15 protein-coding genes are annotated in these 13776 nt (G+C 60.5%); 5 read left to right on the forward strand and 10 right to left on the reverse strand.

What is annotated here, in order from left to right:
• Positions 1-85 precede the first annotated feature (85 nt).
• Positions 86-703: a bifunctional phosphoserine phosphatase/homoserine phosphotransferase ThrH gene (gene thrH / locus ACCD02_RS31865; protein WP_413310552.1), complete on the reverse strand. Its 618-nt coding sequence runs from the start codon at positions 701-703 to the stop codon at positions 86-88.
• A 148-nt stretch (positions 704-851) separates the two neighbouring features.
• Between thrH and ACCD02_RS31870 the strand changes: the two genes are divergently transcribed.
• Positions 852-1586 carry a phosphoadenylyl-sulfate reductase gene (locus ACCD02_RS31870; RefSeq protein WP_413310554.1) on the forward strand — a complete coding sequence of 245 codons (735 nt, stop codon included), beginning with the start codon at positions 852-854 and terminating at the stop codon, positions 1584-1586.
• A 144-nt stretch (positions 1587-1730) separates the two neighbouring features.
• On the opposite strand, the gene cysB is transcribed toward ACCD02_RS31870, so the two are convergent.
• The 5 genes from cysB to ACCD02_RS31895 all read right to left on the reverse strand — a co-directional run bounded on the left by cysB (position 1731) and on the right by ACCD02_RS31895 (position 5698).
• Complete coding sequence (gene cysB, locus ACCD02_RS31875) at positions 1731-2705, reverse strand: HTH-type transcriptional regulator CysB (protein WP_413310555.1); 975 nt, start codon at positions 2703-2705, stop codon at positions 1731-1733.
• 137 nt (positions 2706-2842) lie between these two features.
• Positions 2843-3337 carry a universal stress protein gene (locus ACCD02_RS31880; RefSeq protein ID WP_413310557.1) on the reverse strand — a complete coding sequence of 165 codons (495 nt, stop codon included), beginning with the start codon at positions 3335-3337 and terminating at the stop codon, positions 2843-2845.
• Positions 3338-3432: 95 nt separating this feature from the next.
• Positions 3433-4338 carry a 5'-nucleotidase gene (locus tag ACCD02_RS31885; RefSeq protein ID WP_413310559.1) on the reverse strand — a complete coding sequence of 302 codons (906 nt, stop codon included), beginning with the start codon at positions 4336-4338 and terminating at the stop codon, positions 3433-3435.
• A gap of 36 nt (positions 4339-4374) precedes the next feature.
• Complete coding sequence (locus ACCD02_RS31890) at positions 4375-5331, reverse strand: putative 2-dehydropantoate 2-reductase (RefSeq protein WP_413310561.1); 957 nt, start codon at positions 5329-5331, stop codon at positions 4375-4377.
• 31 nt (positions 5332-5362) lie between these two features.
• Positions 5363-5698 carry a thioredoxin gene (locus tag ACCD02_RS31895; RefSeq protein ID WP_413310562.1) on the reverse strand — a complete coding sequence of 112 codons (336 nt, stop codon included), beginning with the start codon at positions 5696-5698 and terminating at the stop codon, positions 5363-5365.
• A 220-nt stretch (positions 5699-5918) separates the two neighbouring features.
• Between ACCD02_RS31895 and ACCD02_RS31900 the strand changes: the two genes are divergently transcribed.
• The gene (locus ACCD02_RS31900; protein ID WP_413310564.1) at positions 5919-6995 is read left to right on the forward strand and encodes a 3-deoxy-7-phosphoheptulonate synthase; all 1077 of its coding nucleotides are present in this window, start codon (positions 5919-5921) and stop codon (positions 6993-6995) included.
• 93 nt (positions 6996-7088) lie between these two features.
• On the opposite strand, the gene ACCD02_RS31905 is transcribed toward ACCD02_RS31900, so the two are convergent.
• Complete coding sequence (locus ACCD02_RS31905; RefSeq protein ID WP_259100265.1) at positions 7089-7370, reverse strand: GNAT family N-acetyltransferase; 282 nt, start codon at positions 7368-7370, stop codon at positions 7089-7091.
• A gap of 589 nt (positions 7371-7959) precedes the next feature.
• On the opposite strand from ACCD02_RS31905, the gene oprI reads away from it, so the two are divergent.
• The gene (gene oprI / locus ACCD02_RS31910) at positions 7960-8211 is read left to right on the forward strand and encodes an outer membrane lipoprotei OprI (protein ID WP_045491971.1); all 252 of its coding nucleotides are present in this window, start codon (positions 7960-7962) and stop codon (positions 8209-8211) included.
• A 204-nt stretch (positions 8212-8415) separates the two neighbouring features.
• Here oprI and ACCD02_RS31915 read toward each other — a convergent pair whose 3' ends face one another.
• The 3 genes from ACCD02_RS31915 to ACCD02_RS31925 all read right to left on the reverse strand — a co-directional run bounded on the left by ACCD02_RS31915 (position 8416) and on the right by ACCD02_RS31925 (position 10451).
• The gene (locus ACCD02_RS31915) at positions 8416-9378 is read right to left on the reverse strand and encodes a L,D-transpeptidase family protein (protein WP_413310567.1); all 963 of its coding nucleotides are present in this window, start codon (positions 9376-9378) and stop codon (positions 8416-8418) included.
• Between the two features lie 119 nt (positions 9379-9497).
• Complete coding sequence (locus tag ACCD02_RS31920) at positions 9498-9779, reverse strand: hypothetical protein (RefSeq protein ID WP_413310569.1); 282 nt, start codon at positions 9777-9779, stop codon at positions 9498-9500.
• Positions 9780-9845: 66 nt separating this feature from the next.
• Positions 9846-10451 carry an arylesterase gene (locus ACCD02_RS31925; RefSeq protein WP_413310570.1) on the reverse strand — a complete coding sequence of 202 codons (606 nt, stop codon included), beginning with the start codon at positions 10449-10451 and terminating at the stop codon, positions 9846-9848.
• A 10-nt stretch (positions 10452-10461) separates the two neighbouring features.
• On the opposite strand from ACCD02_RS31925, the gene ACCD02_RS31930 reads away from it, so the two are divergent.
• On the forward strand, positions 10462-11145 hold the full coding sequence (locus tag ACCD02_RS31930) for an ABC transporter ATP-binding protein (RefSeq protein ID WP_413310572.1): 684 nt from the start codon (positions 10462-10464) through the stop codon (positions 11143-11145).
• A complete protein-coding gene (locus tag ACCD02_RS31935) occupies positions 11145-13655 on the forward strand; it encodes an ABC transporter permease (RefSeq protein ID WP_413310574.1) in 2511 nt (836 codons plus the stop codon). The genes ACCD02_RS31930 and ACCD02_RS31935 overlap by 1 nt, the downstream gene beginning before the upstream one ends.
• The last annotated feature ends 121 nt before the right edge of the window (positions 13656-13776 follow it).

Raw genomic sequence — 13776 nt, forward strand, 5'->3', positions numbered from 1 at the left:
TTTTTTACCCCCTCGGGTCCCCCCCCCCCCCCCCGCCCGCGGGGTTGCCGGGGGGCCCAACCCCTCGCTCCAACGGGTCACACGTTTACAAGGCCAGATCCCGATTCGACGCCTTGATGAATTCCTTCTTCAGGTCTTCAAAGGTATGCACCGCCGGGAATTGCGGGAATTCACGGATCACGTTATCCGGGGCATGGAACAGGATGCCCGCATCGGCCTCGCCCAGCATGGTGGTATCGTTGTACGAGTCACCAGCAGCGATGACGCGGTAGTACAGGCTCTTAAAGGACAATACCGACTGACGCTTGGGATCTTTCTGGCGCAGTTGATAGCTGATGACCCGGTCAGTCTCGTCAGTGATCAGACGATGGCAGAGCAGAGTCGGGAAGCCCAGCTGACGCATCAGCGGTTGCGAGAATTCGTAGAAGGTGTCCGACAGAATCACCACCTGGAAGCGCTCGCGCAACCAGTTGACGAATTCAATGGCGCCCTCCAGGGGCTTGAGGGTGCCGATCACTTCCTGGATGTCGGCCAGTTTCAGGCCATGCTCGTCGAGGATGCGCAGGCGCTGCTTCATCAGCACGTCGTAGTCGGGAATGTCCCGCGTGGTCGCACGCAAAGACTCGATACCGGTTTTCTCGGCAAAGGCGATCCAGATTTCCGGGACCAGCACACCTTCCAGGTCGAGACAGGCAATTTCCACAGAACACTCCTTGGTTGAATTGGCAGCTTGAAAAAGAAGCGGCACTTTAGCCCAGCAACCGCAGATCGGCCAAATCAGCGAAGGATTTTGTTACCATCGCCGCCATATCGAGCGCTTAAGCGCCACTTCTTGACCAGGAAACCGCCTGATGAACCAGCCATTCGATGTCGCTGAACTCGCCGCGACCTACGCCAACAAATCCCCCCAGGACATCCTCAAGCTGGCCTTCCAGCACTTTGGCGATGAGCTGTGGATCTCCTTCAGCGGCGCCGAAGACGTGGTGCTGGTGGACATGGCGTGGAAAATCAACAAGAACGTCAAGGTCTTCAGCCTCGACACCGGCCGCCTGCACCCGGAAACCTATCGCTTCATCGAGCAGGTGCGCGAGCAGTACAAGATCGCCATCGAACTGATCTCACCGGACCAGAGCAAGCTGGAGCCTTTCGTCAAGGAAAAGGGTCTGTTCAGTTTCTATAAGGACGGCCATGGCGAATGCTGCGGCGTGCGCAAGATCGAACCGTTGCGTCGCAAGCTGTCCACGGTAAAAGCCTGGGCCACCGGCCAGCGCCGCGATCAGAGCCCGAGTACCCGCAGCGAAGTGGCGGTACTGGAAATAGACGGCGCCTTCTCCACGCCCGAGCGCCCGCTGTACAAGTTCAACCCCCTGGCGCAGATGAGCAGCGAAGACGTCTGGGCTTATATCCGCATGCTGGAACTGCCGTACAACAGCTTGCACGAGCGCGGCTTCATCAGCATTGGCTGCGAACCCTGCACCCGTCCGGTACTGCCGCGCCAGCATGAGCGCGAAGGTCGCTGGTGGTGGGAAGAAGCCACTCAGAAGGAATGCGGCCTGCATGCCGGGAATATGATTGCCAAGGGTTGATGCAACCCGATGAAGCTCGCGGCGAACGCCGGACTTGTAGGAGCTGCCGAAGGCTGCGAATGGCGTTGCACCGTTTCGCAGCCTTCGGCAGCTCCTACGTAATCGCATTTCACATCAAAAGCGCTGTTGCACTGGATCTTTCGATCAATGCACCGGTAACTCAACCCCGTCGAACAACTCTTCCAGTTCCTGCTTGTTGTGGCACTGGATGGCCTTGGACATGACCTCACGGGTCAGGTGCGGGGCAAACTTCTCGATGAAGTCGCACATGAAGCCGCGCAGGAAGGTGCCACGGCGGAAGCCGATCTTGGTCACACTGGACTCGAACAGATCGCTGGCATCCAGCACCACCAGGTCGGAATCAAGCTTGGTGTCTACCGCCATCTTGGCAACGATACCCACGCCCAGGCCCAGGCGCACGTATGTCTTGATCACGTCGGCGTCGGCGGCAGTGAACACCACTTTCGGGGTCAGGCCACGGTGGCTGAAGGCTTCATCGAGCTTGGAGCGACCGGTGAAGCCGAACACGTAAGTCACGATCGGGTATTCGGCCAGCACTTCCAGGGTCAGTTTTGGCAGCTTGGTCAGCGGGTGGCCCTGGGGCACGACCACGCAACGGTTCCAGCGATAGCACGGCATCATCACCAGATCGCCGAACAGTTCCAGCGCCTCAGTGGCAATAGCAAAATCCACCGTGCCATCAGCGGCCATTTCGGCAATCTGCATCGGCGAGCCTTGATGCATATGCAGGGCGACGTCGGGGTACTGCTTGATGAAGTTACTGATCACTGGCGGCAAGGCGTAGCGCGCCTGGGTGTGGGTGGTGGCAATGGACAGCGTGCCCTTTTTCTCGTTGGAGAACTCCTGGGCGATCTGCTTGATGCTCTCGACCTTGCGCAGGATCTCGCCAGCGGTGGTAATGATGCGCTCACCGGCCGGGGTCACGCGGGTCAGGTGCTTGCCGCTGCGGGCGAAGACCTCGACCCCCAGTTCGTCTTCGAGCAAACGGATCTGCTTGCTGATGCCGGGCTGCGAGGTGTAAAGGCTCTGAGCCGTCGCGGAGACGTTGAGGTCATGGTGCGCCACTTCCCAGATGTAGCGCAGTTGTTGAAGCTTCATATGTATCCCTCAAAGCAGGTAGACGCCAGGGGCATCAGCGACGGTATATAACTGGATTAATGGTCAGAAGATTAAATCTAGAACTTTTTATCATCTTTACGGCGTAATGGCACGCCCGATTTCACTTCTGCTCTCGACTACCCGCGCATCCGGTTCTGCACCATGGGCACCATGTAGACCGGAACTTCCGAAAGCTGCAGAACCCTGGCAGCCGTGCGCCCGATCGGTGTATCTCCTTCCGCGCCGTGACTGTGGCTGCCGACAACCAGCAAATCCACAGCCAGGCGGCTTACCTGCTCAAGAATGACCTTCGATGGATCGCCCTGTACGACCCGGACACTGCGAATCAACTCAAGGTCCTGATGGCCATCCCCCAGCTCATCGCGAAAGCCGGCGAGAACCTGTTGTTCGATCCCTTCCAGCACGGTATTCACGCCCTGGCTGCGCAATTCCTTTAGCGCATCCTCGCTCAGGTAGCTCTGCAGCACCGATTCGGCGAACAGCCCCATGGGCTCGACAACGTGAATGACGTACAGCTCGGCCTTGAAGGTTCGTGCCAGTGCCAGCGCATGCTGCATGACATACGGCGCATACAGGCCAAGGTCCGTGGCATACAGCATCGAACGAATCATACGACCTCCCAGACAGCCAGATTTGGCGGAGATTGCTTCAGCTTAGCAGCGCCCGTCCAACTGCGACGGCGCTTGCCGCCGAGCTTTGACGCACTTCAAACCTTGATTTCATTACTGATGCCATGGGGGACATGCCCGGTGGCGACCACCTCGCGGGCGCGCTCGCAATGACCGGGCTGATCGTCGAAAAACACGTCGGCGGCGAAGGCTTCGAGGAACGGCGATTTATCCAGACCGCCGAGGAACAGGGACTCGTCCAGACGGATGTCCCATTCACGCAAGGTACGGATGACCCGCTCATGGGCCGGTGCCGAGCGGGCGGTGACCAGCGCGGTACGGATCGGCCCGGACTCTTCGGGAAACTCACGCTGCAGGTGGTTCAGTGCCGCCAGGAACGGTTTGAACGGACCGCCACGCAAAGGCTCCCGGGCCGATTCGCGCTCACTGAGCTGGAAGGCTTCCAGGCCGCCACTCTGATAGACCCGCTCGGACTCATCGGAAAACAGCACGGCATCGCCATCGAAGGCAATGCGCAACTCGTCGCTGGCGGCCCTGCGCGCACCACCGGACAGAATGGTCGCTGCGGCGAATCCGGCATCCAGGGCGCTGCGCACGTCTTCGGCATGGGTCGAGAGAAACAGATGGCAGCCGAAGGCCGAAAGATAGGGATAGGGACTGCGCCCGCCAACAAAAGCCGCCCGGGAAATATCCAGACCGTAATGCTGGATCGAGTTGAACACCCGCAGCCCCGTGTCGGCGCTGTTGCGCGAGACCAGGATCACCTCGACCCGGGCCTGCTTCAGGCGTTTGTTCAGGTTGAGCAGCTTTTCCACCAGCAGAAAGGCATCGCCCGGTTGCAGGATCTCGTCTTCATGCTCGATCTGATACTGGCGGTAAGCCTCGACGCCATCGGCAATATACACCGCATGGCTGGCGCCCAGGTCGAACAAGGCCCGGGAGGAAATCGCCAGGATCAGTTTGTTGCCTGATACCGTTGCCATAAGCGCTCCTCCCGTACTCCCGCGAATCGGGACGCGTCAGATATTGTGAAAGTCGATAAAGGCCAGGGTCTGGAACAGGGCGCGGATCTTGGGCATATCCTTGCCGGCGTCCAGGGCCGCAGCCAGGGGCCGGGAATAGATGGCGTCCAGCTCCAGCGGGCGCTTCTCGCGGAAGTCGTGGTACATGCTCGGCCAATAGTCCGGCATCTGCTCGGTGGTGGCAAAGAGCTTGGCCGCATAGCCTTCGGGCATGCTATGGCCGCAGGCCTGGGCACCGGCAACCACTTCATTCATCAGGTCCAGAATCAGATCGCGGCTGTAGGTGTCAGTCATCAAGGCCGAGGTACTGGCCTGCAACAACACTGACAGACCGTTATAAGGCACGTTCCACACCAGCTTCTGCCAGCGCGCCTGCTGCAGGTCGGGCATGGCCTGGGAGTCGACGCCCGCCGCCTTGAACAGCGCCGCGCCCTCTTCGACTATCGCCTGACGGGCCTCGGCACTCGTCGCCGGACCGCTGTGATAGCCCATGTTCACTGCACCGAACGCCTGATGCGCGACAACGCCAGGCGCCAGCCGATGCACACAGATAAAGCACAAACCACCCAACACATGCAGGGAATCCGGCAAGGCGGCGCGCAGCCGATCTTCCACGGCCAGGCCGTTCTGCAGGACCAGCACCCTGGCGTCCGGGGCCGCAGCCTCAGCGATCAGCGGTGCCAGTTCGACATTGGCAGTGGACTTGGCGCCGATAAGCAACCAGTCGCAAGGCGGCATGTCGGTGACCGAGGCGTAGGCTTGAACCGGATTGAGCAACAGTTCTCCATGCACCGCACTCTCTATCCGCAGGCCGTTCTGCACCACGGTGTCGAATTCGCTGCGCAATAGAAAATGTACGTCAAAACCGGCCCGCGCCAGCATCACCCCATAAAAACCACCGATGGCGCCCGTGCCGATGATGCCAATTCGTGGCTTCTTGCTAGCAGTTGTCATGTCATCCATTCCTTAACATGTTCGCAGCCCCTCAGGGCAATTCGTCCGGTTCAGTTTGCAGTACCTGGCGCAGGCCCTGGTCAATGCCCAGGGCCGTGAGCGGTGCACGCAGCGCACCGTAGAAATCGCCATCGCGAATGACGAACAGCGCGGGCAGATGAAACACTTCATAACGTTCCACCGCCCCGCCGTTATCGGCGGCGTCGATCCAGCACAGGCGCTCCAGCGGCAACTCCAGGGTCGGCAAGTACTGTCGTGCCCAACGGCAGCTGGTGCAACCCAGACTTGTAAAAACAAGTAACGAGGTGCCGGGCAGGTCGAGCAATTGATGATCGATGTCGAGGTCTGTCAGTTCCAGCTGTTTCAACGGTGAGGCTCTCCGGATTGAAGCGCTACTATCCGTTGCCTTGGTTACGGATTGCAAATCCTCAGGCCAATGCCCTGCCGTTGGCGCGAAAGCCGCGCTTGCCCATTGAAGAGCAATGGGGTAACGCGCTAAGGTTCCGCTCCCCGCTGCGCTCAATCATGCTGGGCTCCGCCGCAGGGGTCCCTTGGCGGCCAGCACCCGTGACCTGATGAGTAACACGATGGCCGATCTACCGATTAACGACCTTAACGTCTCGTCCAACGAGACGCTGATCACCCCGGATCAGCTCAAACGCGAGATTCCCCTGACCGACGCCGCCTTGCACACCGTGAGCAAGGGTCGTGAAGTGATCCGCAATATCCTTGATGGCAAGGATCATCGCCTGTTCATCGTGATCGGCCCGTGCTCGATCCACGATATCAAGGCAGCCCATGAATACGCCCAACGCCTCAAGGCCCTGGCGGCCGAGGTGTCCGATACCCTGTATCTGGTCATGCGCGTGTACTTCGAAAAACCGCGCACCACCGTGGGCTGGAAAGGCCTGATCAACGATCCGTACCTGGATGACTCGTTCAAGATCCAGGACGGCCTGCACATCGGCCGTCAGCTGCTGCTGGACCTGGCCGAAATGGGCCTGCCCACCGCGACCGAAGCGCTGGACCCGATCTCGCCGCAGTATCTGCAGGACCTGATCAGTTGGTCGGCCATCGGCGCTCGCACCACCGAATCCCAGACCCACCGGGAAATGGCTTCCGGCCTGTCCTCGGCCGTCGGCTTCAAGAACGGCACCGATGGCGGCCTGACCGTGGCGATCAATGCATTGCAATCGGTTTCCAGCCCGCACCGTTTCCTCGGTATCAACCAGGAAGGTGGCGTGTCCATCGTCACTACCAAGGGCAATGCCTACGGTCACGTGGTCCTGCGCGGTGGCAACGGCAAGCCCAACTATGATTCGGTGAGTGTCGCCCTGTGCGAGCAGGCACTGAACAAGGCGAAGATTCGCCCGAACATCATGGTCGACTGCAGCCACGCCAACTCCAACAAGGATCCGGCCCTGCAGCCGCTGGTCATGGAGAACGTTGCCAACCAGATCCTGGAAGGCAACAACTCGATCATCGGCCTGATGGTCGAAAGCCACCTGAACTGGGGCTGCCAGGCGATTCCGAAGGATCTGTCCGAACTGCAATACGGCGTCTCCATCACCGACGCCTGTATCGACTGGGACAGCACCGAGAAAACCCTGCGCGGCATGCACGCCAAGCTCAAGGATGTTCTGCCCAAACGCGAACGCACCTGAGTGGCACCGGTTTAGCCGGGAAGGCCGTCTGAGACAAAAACGCCGAGCATATGCTCGGCGTTTTTCATTCATCTGCACCTATGAAGCAATACGTCAGATCTTCGCCGCCTGACGCTGGTTACGCTCCATGTAACGTTCGACATACGAACACGAAGGAATGACGGTGTAGCCCATGCTCTCGGCATAGTCCAGCGCCTGTTCGGTCAGCGCCGCTGCGATCCCCCTGCCGCGCAGGGCATTGGGGACAAAGGTTCGATAGATGTCCAGGGTCTGTTTGCCCAGGTCCATATAAGTCAGGTAGGCACGATGACCATCTATGCTGATTTCGAACTGGTGACCGGTCTGATCATGGTGGATCGACAGCGCCTCGCTCATCATTACTCCTCGCGGGTCTTGGAATTTGACCCCTACCTTACCGATGTTTTTCCGGCGAAGGAACATCTACGCCACCCCGTGCCTGTTTTGGACACCGAGACGAGCCTGTGAATCTCCAACAAAACAGCACCTGCAAATAGTAGGCGCCATTTGTGAATATGCTCAAGCGTAGCGACCGTAAAAAAGCACGACCGAATATCCGATTGGACGAACACTGTGAAGCGAACATTGCCGGCGTTGCCGATTGAGACGCTGCGCCGATTTGAAAGTCACCGATTGTTCAGCTAAACAGGAAAAGTCTGTTCATGCGCAGACGCTTGGAACTCATGGCGAGGGGCAATGACTAATGCACATCGCCACTATTTAGCACGTTCCTTCCAAATACCCTGTGCATGGACGGACCAGGCTGGATATTTTTCATACAAAGCGCGTGAAAAGTCTGTCGGAAGGCTTTCAAACCCAAGAAATTGTGGACTTCTTGCGCTTCGTCAGTTTACTTACTACAAACAATGGGTAGTATGTACGCCGGTCATTTTCTCACTTTCGAGAGATGACTAATTTGATTGAAAAGTCCTTGAAGGGGAACACGATGAACAACGTTCTGAAATTCTCTGCTCTGGCTCTGGCCGCAGTTCTGGCCACCGGTTGCAGCAGCGTATCCAAAGAAACCGAAGCTCGTCTGACTGCTACCGAAGACGCAGCAGCTCGTGCACAAGCTCGTGCTGATGAAGCCTACCGTAAGGCTGATGAAGCTCTGGCTGCTGCTCAGAAAGCTCAGCAAACTGCTGACGAAGCCAACGAGCGCGCTCTGCGCATGCTCGACAAGGCTAGCCGCAAGTAAGAATCCCTCGGGATTATTGCTGATAAGTCGACCCGTTTACGGGTCGGCTTTTTTTTCGCCCGAGAATTGGCGAAAGCATTCATGAAGGCAACTGTGGGAGCGAATTCATTCGCGAAGACGGTACTTCAGGCAACAATGAGGCTTTGGCTGTACCGGCCCTTTCGCGGATAAATCCGCTCCCACAATGGGCGATCCTGCGTGTCTTTACTGCAGGATCACCTGCGGCTGCGCCGCAACCGCTGCACCCGGCTCGCCGATCTCCACCGGCATGCCATCCTCGGCCGCAACCACGTCACGCACCTGATCCCAGTTCATGCGCAAGTTGTTCGACAGGTCGTCACGCTTGAGCAGGGCATTGATTACTGCCGTGTGCTTGTCGACGATCGACGGATTGCCGTTTTCATCGAGCGGCGCATGGGCTTCCAGGAAAACCTTGCCGCCACTGCGACCGAACTTGTACGGCTCACTCATGATGCGCACGGTGGTTCCGATCGGCACCATGTCAGCCATTTCCAGCACATTGTTGTTATACATGCGGAAGCAGCCATGGCTGGTACGCATGCCGATACCGAACTTCTTGTCGGAACCGTGAATCAGGTAGCCCGGCAGGCCAAGGCCGAATTTGAACGGGCCCAGCGGGTTGTCCGGCCCCGCTGGCACCACGGCTGGCAGGATGTCGCCATCAGCGGCATGCTCGGCACGTATGGAAGCCGGTGGGGTCCAGGTCGGACGCGGCGTCTTGGCGGTGATCTTGGTGGTGGAAACCGGCGACCCCCAGCCCTCGCGGCCAATACCCAGCGGGAAGGTGTACACCACGCTACGCCCCTTCGGGTAGTAGTAGAGCCGGTACTCAGCCAGGTTGATAACGATACCCTCACGCGGGCCCGGCGGCAGGATAAAGCGGGTCGGCAGGGTAATCTGCGTCCCGGCACCCGGCAGCCAGGCATCAACGCCGGGGTTGGCAGCGATCATTTCCAGGTAACCCAGGTCATACTTGGTGGCGATATCAGCGAAGGTATCTTCGTATTTCGCAGTGATGGTCTGGACCTGGCCGATGATGTCTTCACCGGGCGGCGGCAGCGGGAATTCCAGGGCCGAAGCGGGACCGACCGCACACAGTGCAGCGAACGACAGACAGCGGGTAACGGCTGGAATGCGCGACAACATCCGGGAAATCCTTGGGATAAAAGAGGGAAAAGTAGCGAATTGTACACCGGCTCTCGCTTTGCCGGGAGACAGCAAAGTGCTGCCTGACAAGAGTTTCATGATGGGCCACAGCGCTGCGGCTACAGTTCCGGCCAGATCGGGTTCATGCCGCGGCGCTGGGCGTCGAGAATCGCCTTGCACAGCGGGCAGAAACGCTCGTCGCGCAGGGCTTCGGCCGCCACCCCGGACCAGCGCGGCTGGGCAGGCAACAGAGTGCCGCACAGCGTGCGATCCACCGAGCCGCCCAACTCCAGTTGCCGAGCCACCACATGCAGCTTGATTTCCTGGCAGGCGAACAGGTCGAGCTGCTCGTCAGGCTCGATCAGTTGATAGGCATACAGGGACCAGGCGGAACGCGGCATCGGGGGGCTCCAAATCGGGGCGCCACATTAGCCGAAAGCCCTCGACTAGAAAAGCCTGTAGACGTGTTAAAGCAAGGGTTTAAGCGTCGGCCAAACGTTATCCAGCAACTTGCCCTGGGCCGCCACCGCCGGATGCAGCCCGTCGGCCTGCATCAACTCGGGAATCCCGCCAATGCCATCGAGGAAAAACGGCACCAGGGCGATCTTTTTCTCTTGCGCCAGGCTGCCGTAGACCGCGGCAAACGCCTGGGTATAACGGGCACCGTAATTGGGTGGCAAACGCATGCCCAACAGCAATACCTTGGCTCCAGCTGCCTTGGAGCTGTCGATCATCGATGAAAGGTTTTGTTGCAATTGCGCAGGGGACTGCCCACGCAGGCCGTCATTGCCGCCCAGTTCCAGGATCACCAGGTCCGGCTTATGCTCTGCAAGCAGCGCAGGCAGCCGCGCCTGCCCCCCGCCACTGGTGTCGCCGCTGACCGAGGCATTGATCACCTTATCGTCGAAACCCTCCTGCCTGAGCCGCTGTTCCAGCAGCGATACCCAGCCCAGGCGGGTATCCAGGCCGAAAGCCGCGCTGATACTATCGCCAACGATCAGCACCGTGCCCGCCGCCGCTGTTTGCGACAACAGCAACACCATCAGGCCCGCACTTAAAAACCACGCACGCATCGGATTCTCCATGAGTGAAAGTATTCTCAGTGCCCGAAACCTCAGCAAAGTGGTTCCCAGCACCGAAGGTGATCTGACCATCCTGCACGAACTCTCCCTGGAACTGAACAAGGGCGACTCTTTGGCCATTGTCGGCGCCTCAGGTTCCGGCAAGTCGACACTGCTGGGCCTGCTCGCCGGCCTCGATCTGCCCAGCGCTGGCTCCGTGACCCTGGCCGGGCGCGATCTGAGCCAGCTTGACGAAGACCAACGAGCCCGGGTGCGGGCGGAAAATGTCGGTTTCGTGTTCCAGTCATTCCAACTGCTCGACAGCCTCAATGCGCTCGAAAACGTCATGCTGCCCATGGAACTGGAAGGTCGCAAGGACGCCCGGGAACAGGCGCGCAATCTCCTGGAACGGGTCGGCCTCGGCCAGCGCCTGACCCATACTCCACGTCAGCTGTCCGGTGGCGAACAACAGCGCGTAGCTCTGGCCCGGGCCTTTGCCGCCGATCCTGCGGTGCTGTTCGCCGACGAACCCACCGGCAATCTCGACAGCCATACCGGTGAACGGATCAGCGACCTGCTGTTCGAGCTGAACAAGGAACGCCAGACCACCCTGGTGCTGGTGACCCACGATGAGCGCCTGGCGCACCGTTGCCGCCGCCTGATCCGCCTTGAAGGTGGCCGCCTGGCCACCCCACTGGAGCCCTGATGGCCCGCCTGCCGTTGCTGCGCCTGTTCACCCTCGCCTGCCGCCAGCTGTTGCGCGATGCCCGCGCCGGGGAACTGCGGGTGCTGTTTTTCGCCCTGGTCGTAGCCGTGGCCGCCAGTACCGCCATCGGCTACTTCGGTGCCCGCCTCAATGGCGCCATGCTATTGCGCGCCACCGAGTTCCTCGGCGCCGATCTGGTCCTGGAAGGGTCCAGCCCGGCGAAAGCCGAGCAGATCGAGGCTGGCAGCAAACTTGCCCTCGATCATGCTCAAACGGTGGAATTCTCCAGCGTGATCGCCACCGATACCGGCATCCAGCTGGCCAGCGTCAAGGCTGTGGACCAGGCTTACCCGTTGCGCGGCGAACTGAAAAGCGCCCCGGCGCCCTATCAGCAAGAGAGCGCAGGCGGCGAGCCCCAGGCCGGTGAAGCCTGGGCGGAATCGCGCCTGTTCGCCGCCCTGAATCTGAAAGTCGGCGACACCATTGATGTCGGCTCCAAGACCCTGACCCTGACCCGGGTGCTGACCTACGAGCCGGACCGTGCCGGCAATTTCTACAGCCTCACGCCTCGGGTGATGATCAACCTGGCTGACCTGCAGGCCACCGGCGTGGTCCAGCCGGGCAGCCGGGTCAGCTTCCGCGAACTGTGGCGCGGCCCGGCACCGGCGCTGCAAGCCTATAGCAAGGCCATCGAGCCTGGCCTGGCGCCCAACCAGCGCCTGCGCGATGCCCGTGACGGCAACCAGCAGATCGGCGGCGCATTGGGCAAGGCCGAGCGTTACCTGAACATGGCCAGTCTGGTCGCAGTACTGCTGGCCGGCGTCGCCGTGGCACTGTCGGCGTCACGCTTTGCCAGCCGCCGTTTCGATGCCAGTGCCCTGCTGCGTTGCCTGGGCCTGTCCCGTGGTGAAGCCTTGACCCTGTTCAGCCTGCAACTGGCGATTCTCGGGGTACTGGCCAGCCTTAGCGGCGCAATCCTCGGCTGGCTGGCGCAACTGGGCCTGTTCTACCTGCTCGAAGGCCTGCTGCCCGCCTCCGTACCGCCGGGCGGCCTGCTGCCGGCCCTCGCCGGGATAGGTACCGGTCTGGTGGCCCTGGCCGGGTTTGCCCTGCCGCCCCTTGCCGCTCTCGGCCGGGTACCACCATTGCGGGTGCTGCGGCGCGACATGCTGCCGATTCCACCCAGTTCCTGGCTGGTCTACGGCACCGCTCTGCTGGCCCTGGGCCTGATCATGTGGCGCCTGAGCCTGGATCTGGTACTGACCTTCGCCCTGCTCGGTGGCGGAGTAGTGGCGGCGCTGATTCTCGGCGGCCTGATGCTGCTCCTGCTCAAAAGCCTGCGTCGCCTGCTGATGGGCGCATCACTGCCCTGGCGCCTGGGGCTGGGGCAATTGCTGCGCTATCCGTTGGCAGCAGCCGGGCAATCCCTGGCCTTCGGCCTGATCCTGCTGTCGATGGGGCTGATCGCCCTGCTGCGTGGCGAATTGCTTGATACCTGGCAAAACCAGCTGCCCAAGGACGCTCCCAACTATTTCGTGCTCAATATCCTGCCCGCGGACAAGGACAACTTCGCCGAGCGGCTGAGCCATCTATCCAGCCATTCGGCGCCGCTGTATCCGGTGATACCGGGCCGCCTGATCACCATCAATGGCACCCCGGTCAGCCAGTTTGTCACCAAGGACTCTCGCGGCGAGAACGCCACACAGCGCGACCTCAGCCTGACCTGGGCGGCCGATCTGCCCGAAGGCAACACCATCACGGCGGGTAACTGGTGGGACGCAAGCCCCCCCGCCGCCGACGCCGTCCCCGGTGTTTCGGTGGAAGCCAAACTGGCAGAAAGCCTCAAGCTCAAGCTTGGCGATCATATGAGCTTCGTTATCGGCGGCATGACCCGGGAAGTAGTGGTGACCAGCCTGCGCACGGTCAACTGGGATACCTTCCAGCCCAACTTCTTCATGATCTTCCAGCCCGGCACCTTGCAGGACCTGCCGACCACTTACCTGACCAGCTTCTACCTGGCCCCTGGCAACGACCAGACCATCGTCGAACTGTCCCGGACCTACCCGGCGGTAACCATCCTGCAAGTGCAGGCGTTGCTGGAACAACTGCGCAGCATCCTTGGCCAGGTGACCCTGGCAGTGCAGTACGTGCTGCTGTTCGTATTGGCGGCGGGGTTGGCGGTGCTGTTCTCCGGGTTGCAGGCGACCCTCGACGAACGCATCCGCCAAGGCGCCCTGCTGCGCGCCCTGGGTGCAGAACGCACCCTGCTGATCAAGGCCCGACGCATCGAGTTCGGCCTGCTCGGCGCGGCCAGTGGATTATTGGCGGCACTGGGCTGTGAACTGGTGAGTTTCGTGCTGTACCGCTTCGCCTTCGACCTGCACTGGCATCCCCACGCCTGGCTGCTGTTGCTGCCGGTGATCGGCGCCTTGCTGGTGGGTGGCGCCGGGGTCTTCGGCACGCGCCGGGCGTTGAATGTCAGCCCATTGACCGTGTTGCGCGATGGTTGAAACACCCTGATTCTGTGGGACCGGGGTTTTACGGGGAAACCCCCAGCCCGCGAAAACACGGGCCCCCAACCGCATTTAATATTTGGTTGGTTTATTTAATAAAAAAACACACCAAATAACC

The organism is Pseudomonas sp. Pseusp88, from assembly GCF_047303955.1.
Lineage (GTDB): Bacteria > Pseudomonadota > Gammaproteobacteria > Pseudomonadales > Pseudomonadaceae > Aquipseudomonas.

Coding starts and splice junctions, on each gene's coding strand:
- ACCD02_RS31890 (WP_413310561.1), bottom strand. CDS start 5,331: ATGACAACTGCTAGCAAGAAGCCACGAATTGGCATCATCGGCACGGGC.
- ACCD02_RS31915 (WP_413310567.1), bottom strand. CDS start 9,378: ATGTTGTCGCGCATTCCAGCCGTTACCCGCTGTCTGTCGTTCGCTGCA.
- ACCD02_RS31885 (WP_413310559.1), bottom strand. CDS start 4,338: ATGGCAACGGTATCAGGCAACAAACTGATCCTGGCGATTTCCTCCCGG.
- ACCD02_RS31900 (WP_413310564.1), top strand. CDS start 5,919: ATGGCCGATCTACCGATTAACGACCTTAACGTCTCGTCCAACGAGACG.
- ACCD02_RS31870 (WP_413310554.1), top strand. CDS start 852: ATGAACCAGCCATTCGATGTCGCTGAACTCGCCGCGACCTACGCCAAC.
- ACCD02_RS31905 (WP_259100265.1), bottom strand. CDS start 7,370: ATGAGCGAGGCGCTGTCGATCCACCATGATCAGACCGGTCACCAGTTC.
- ACCD02_RS31920 (WP_413310569.1), bottom strand. CDS start 9,779: ATGCCGCGTTCCGCCTGGTCCCTGTATGCCTATCAACTGATCGAGCCT.
- oprI (WP_045491971.1), top strand. CDS start 7,960: ATGAACAACGTTCTGAAATTCTCTGCTCTGGCTCTGGCCGCAGTTCTG.
- ACCD02_RS31880 (WP_413310557.1), bottom strand. CDS start 3,337: ATGATTCGTTCGATGCTGTATGCCACGGACCTTGGCCTGTATGCGCCG.
- ACCD02_RS31935 (WP_413310574.1), top strand. CDS start 11,145: ATGGCCCGCCTGCCGTTGCTGCGCCTGTTCACCCTCGCCTGCCGCCAG.
- ACCD02_RS31930 (WP_413310572.1), top strand. CDS start 10,462: ATGAGTGAAAGTATTCTCAGTGCCCGAAACCTCAGCAAAGTGGTTCCC.
- ACCD02_RS31925 (WP_413310570.1), bottom strand. CDS start 10,451: ATGCGTGCGTGGTTTTTAAGTGCGGGCCTGATGGTGTTGCTGTTGTCG.
- cysB (WP_413310555.1), bottom strand. CDS start 2,705: ATGAAGCTTCAACAACTGCGCTACATCTGGGAAGTGGCGCACCATGAC.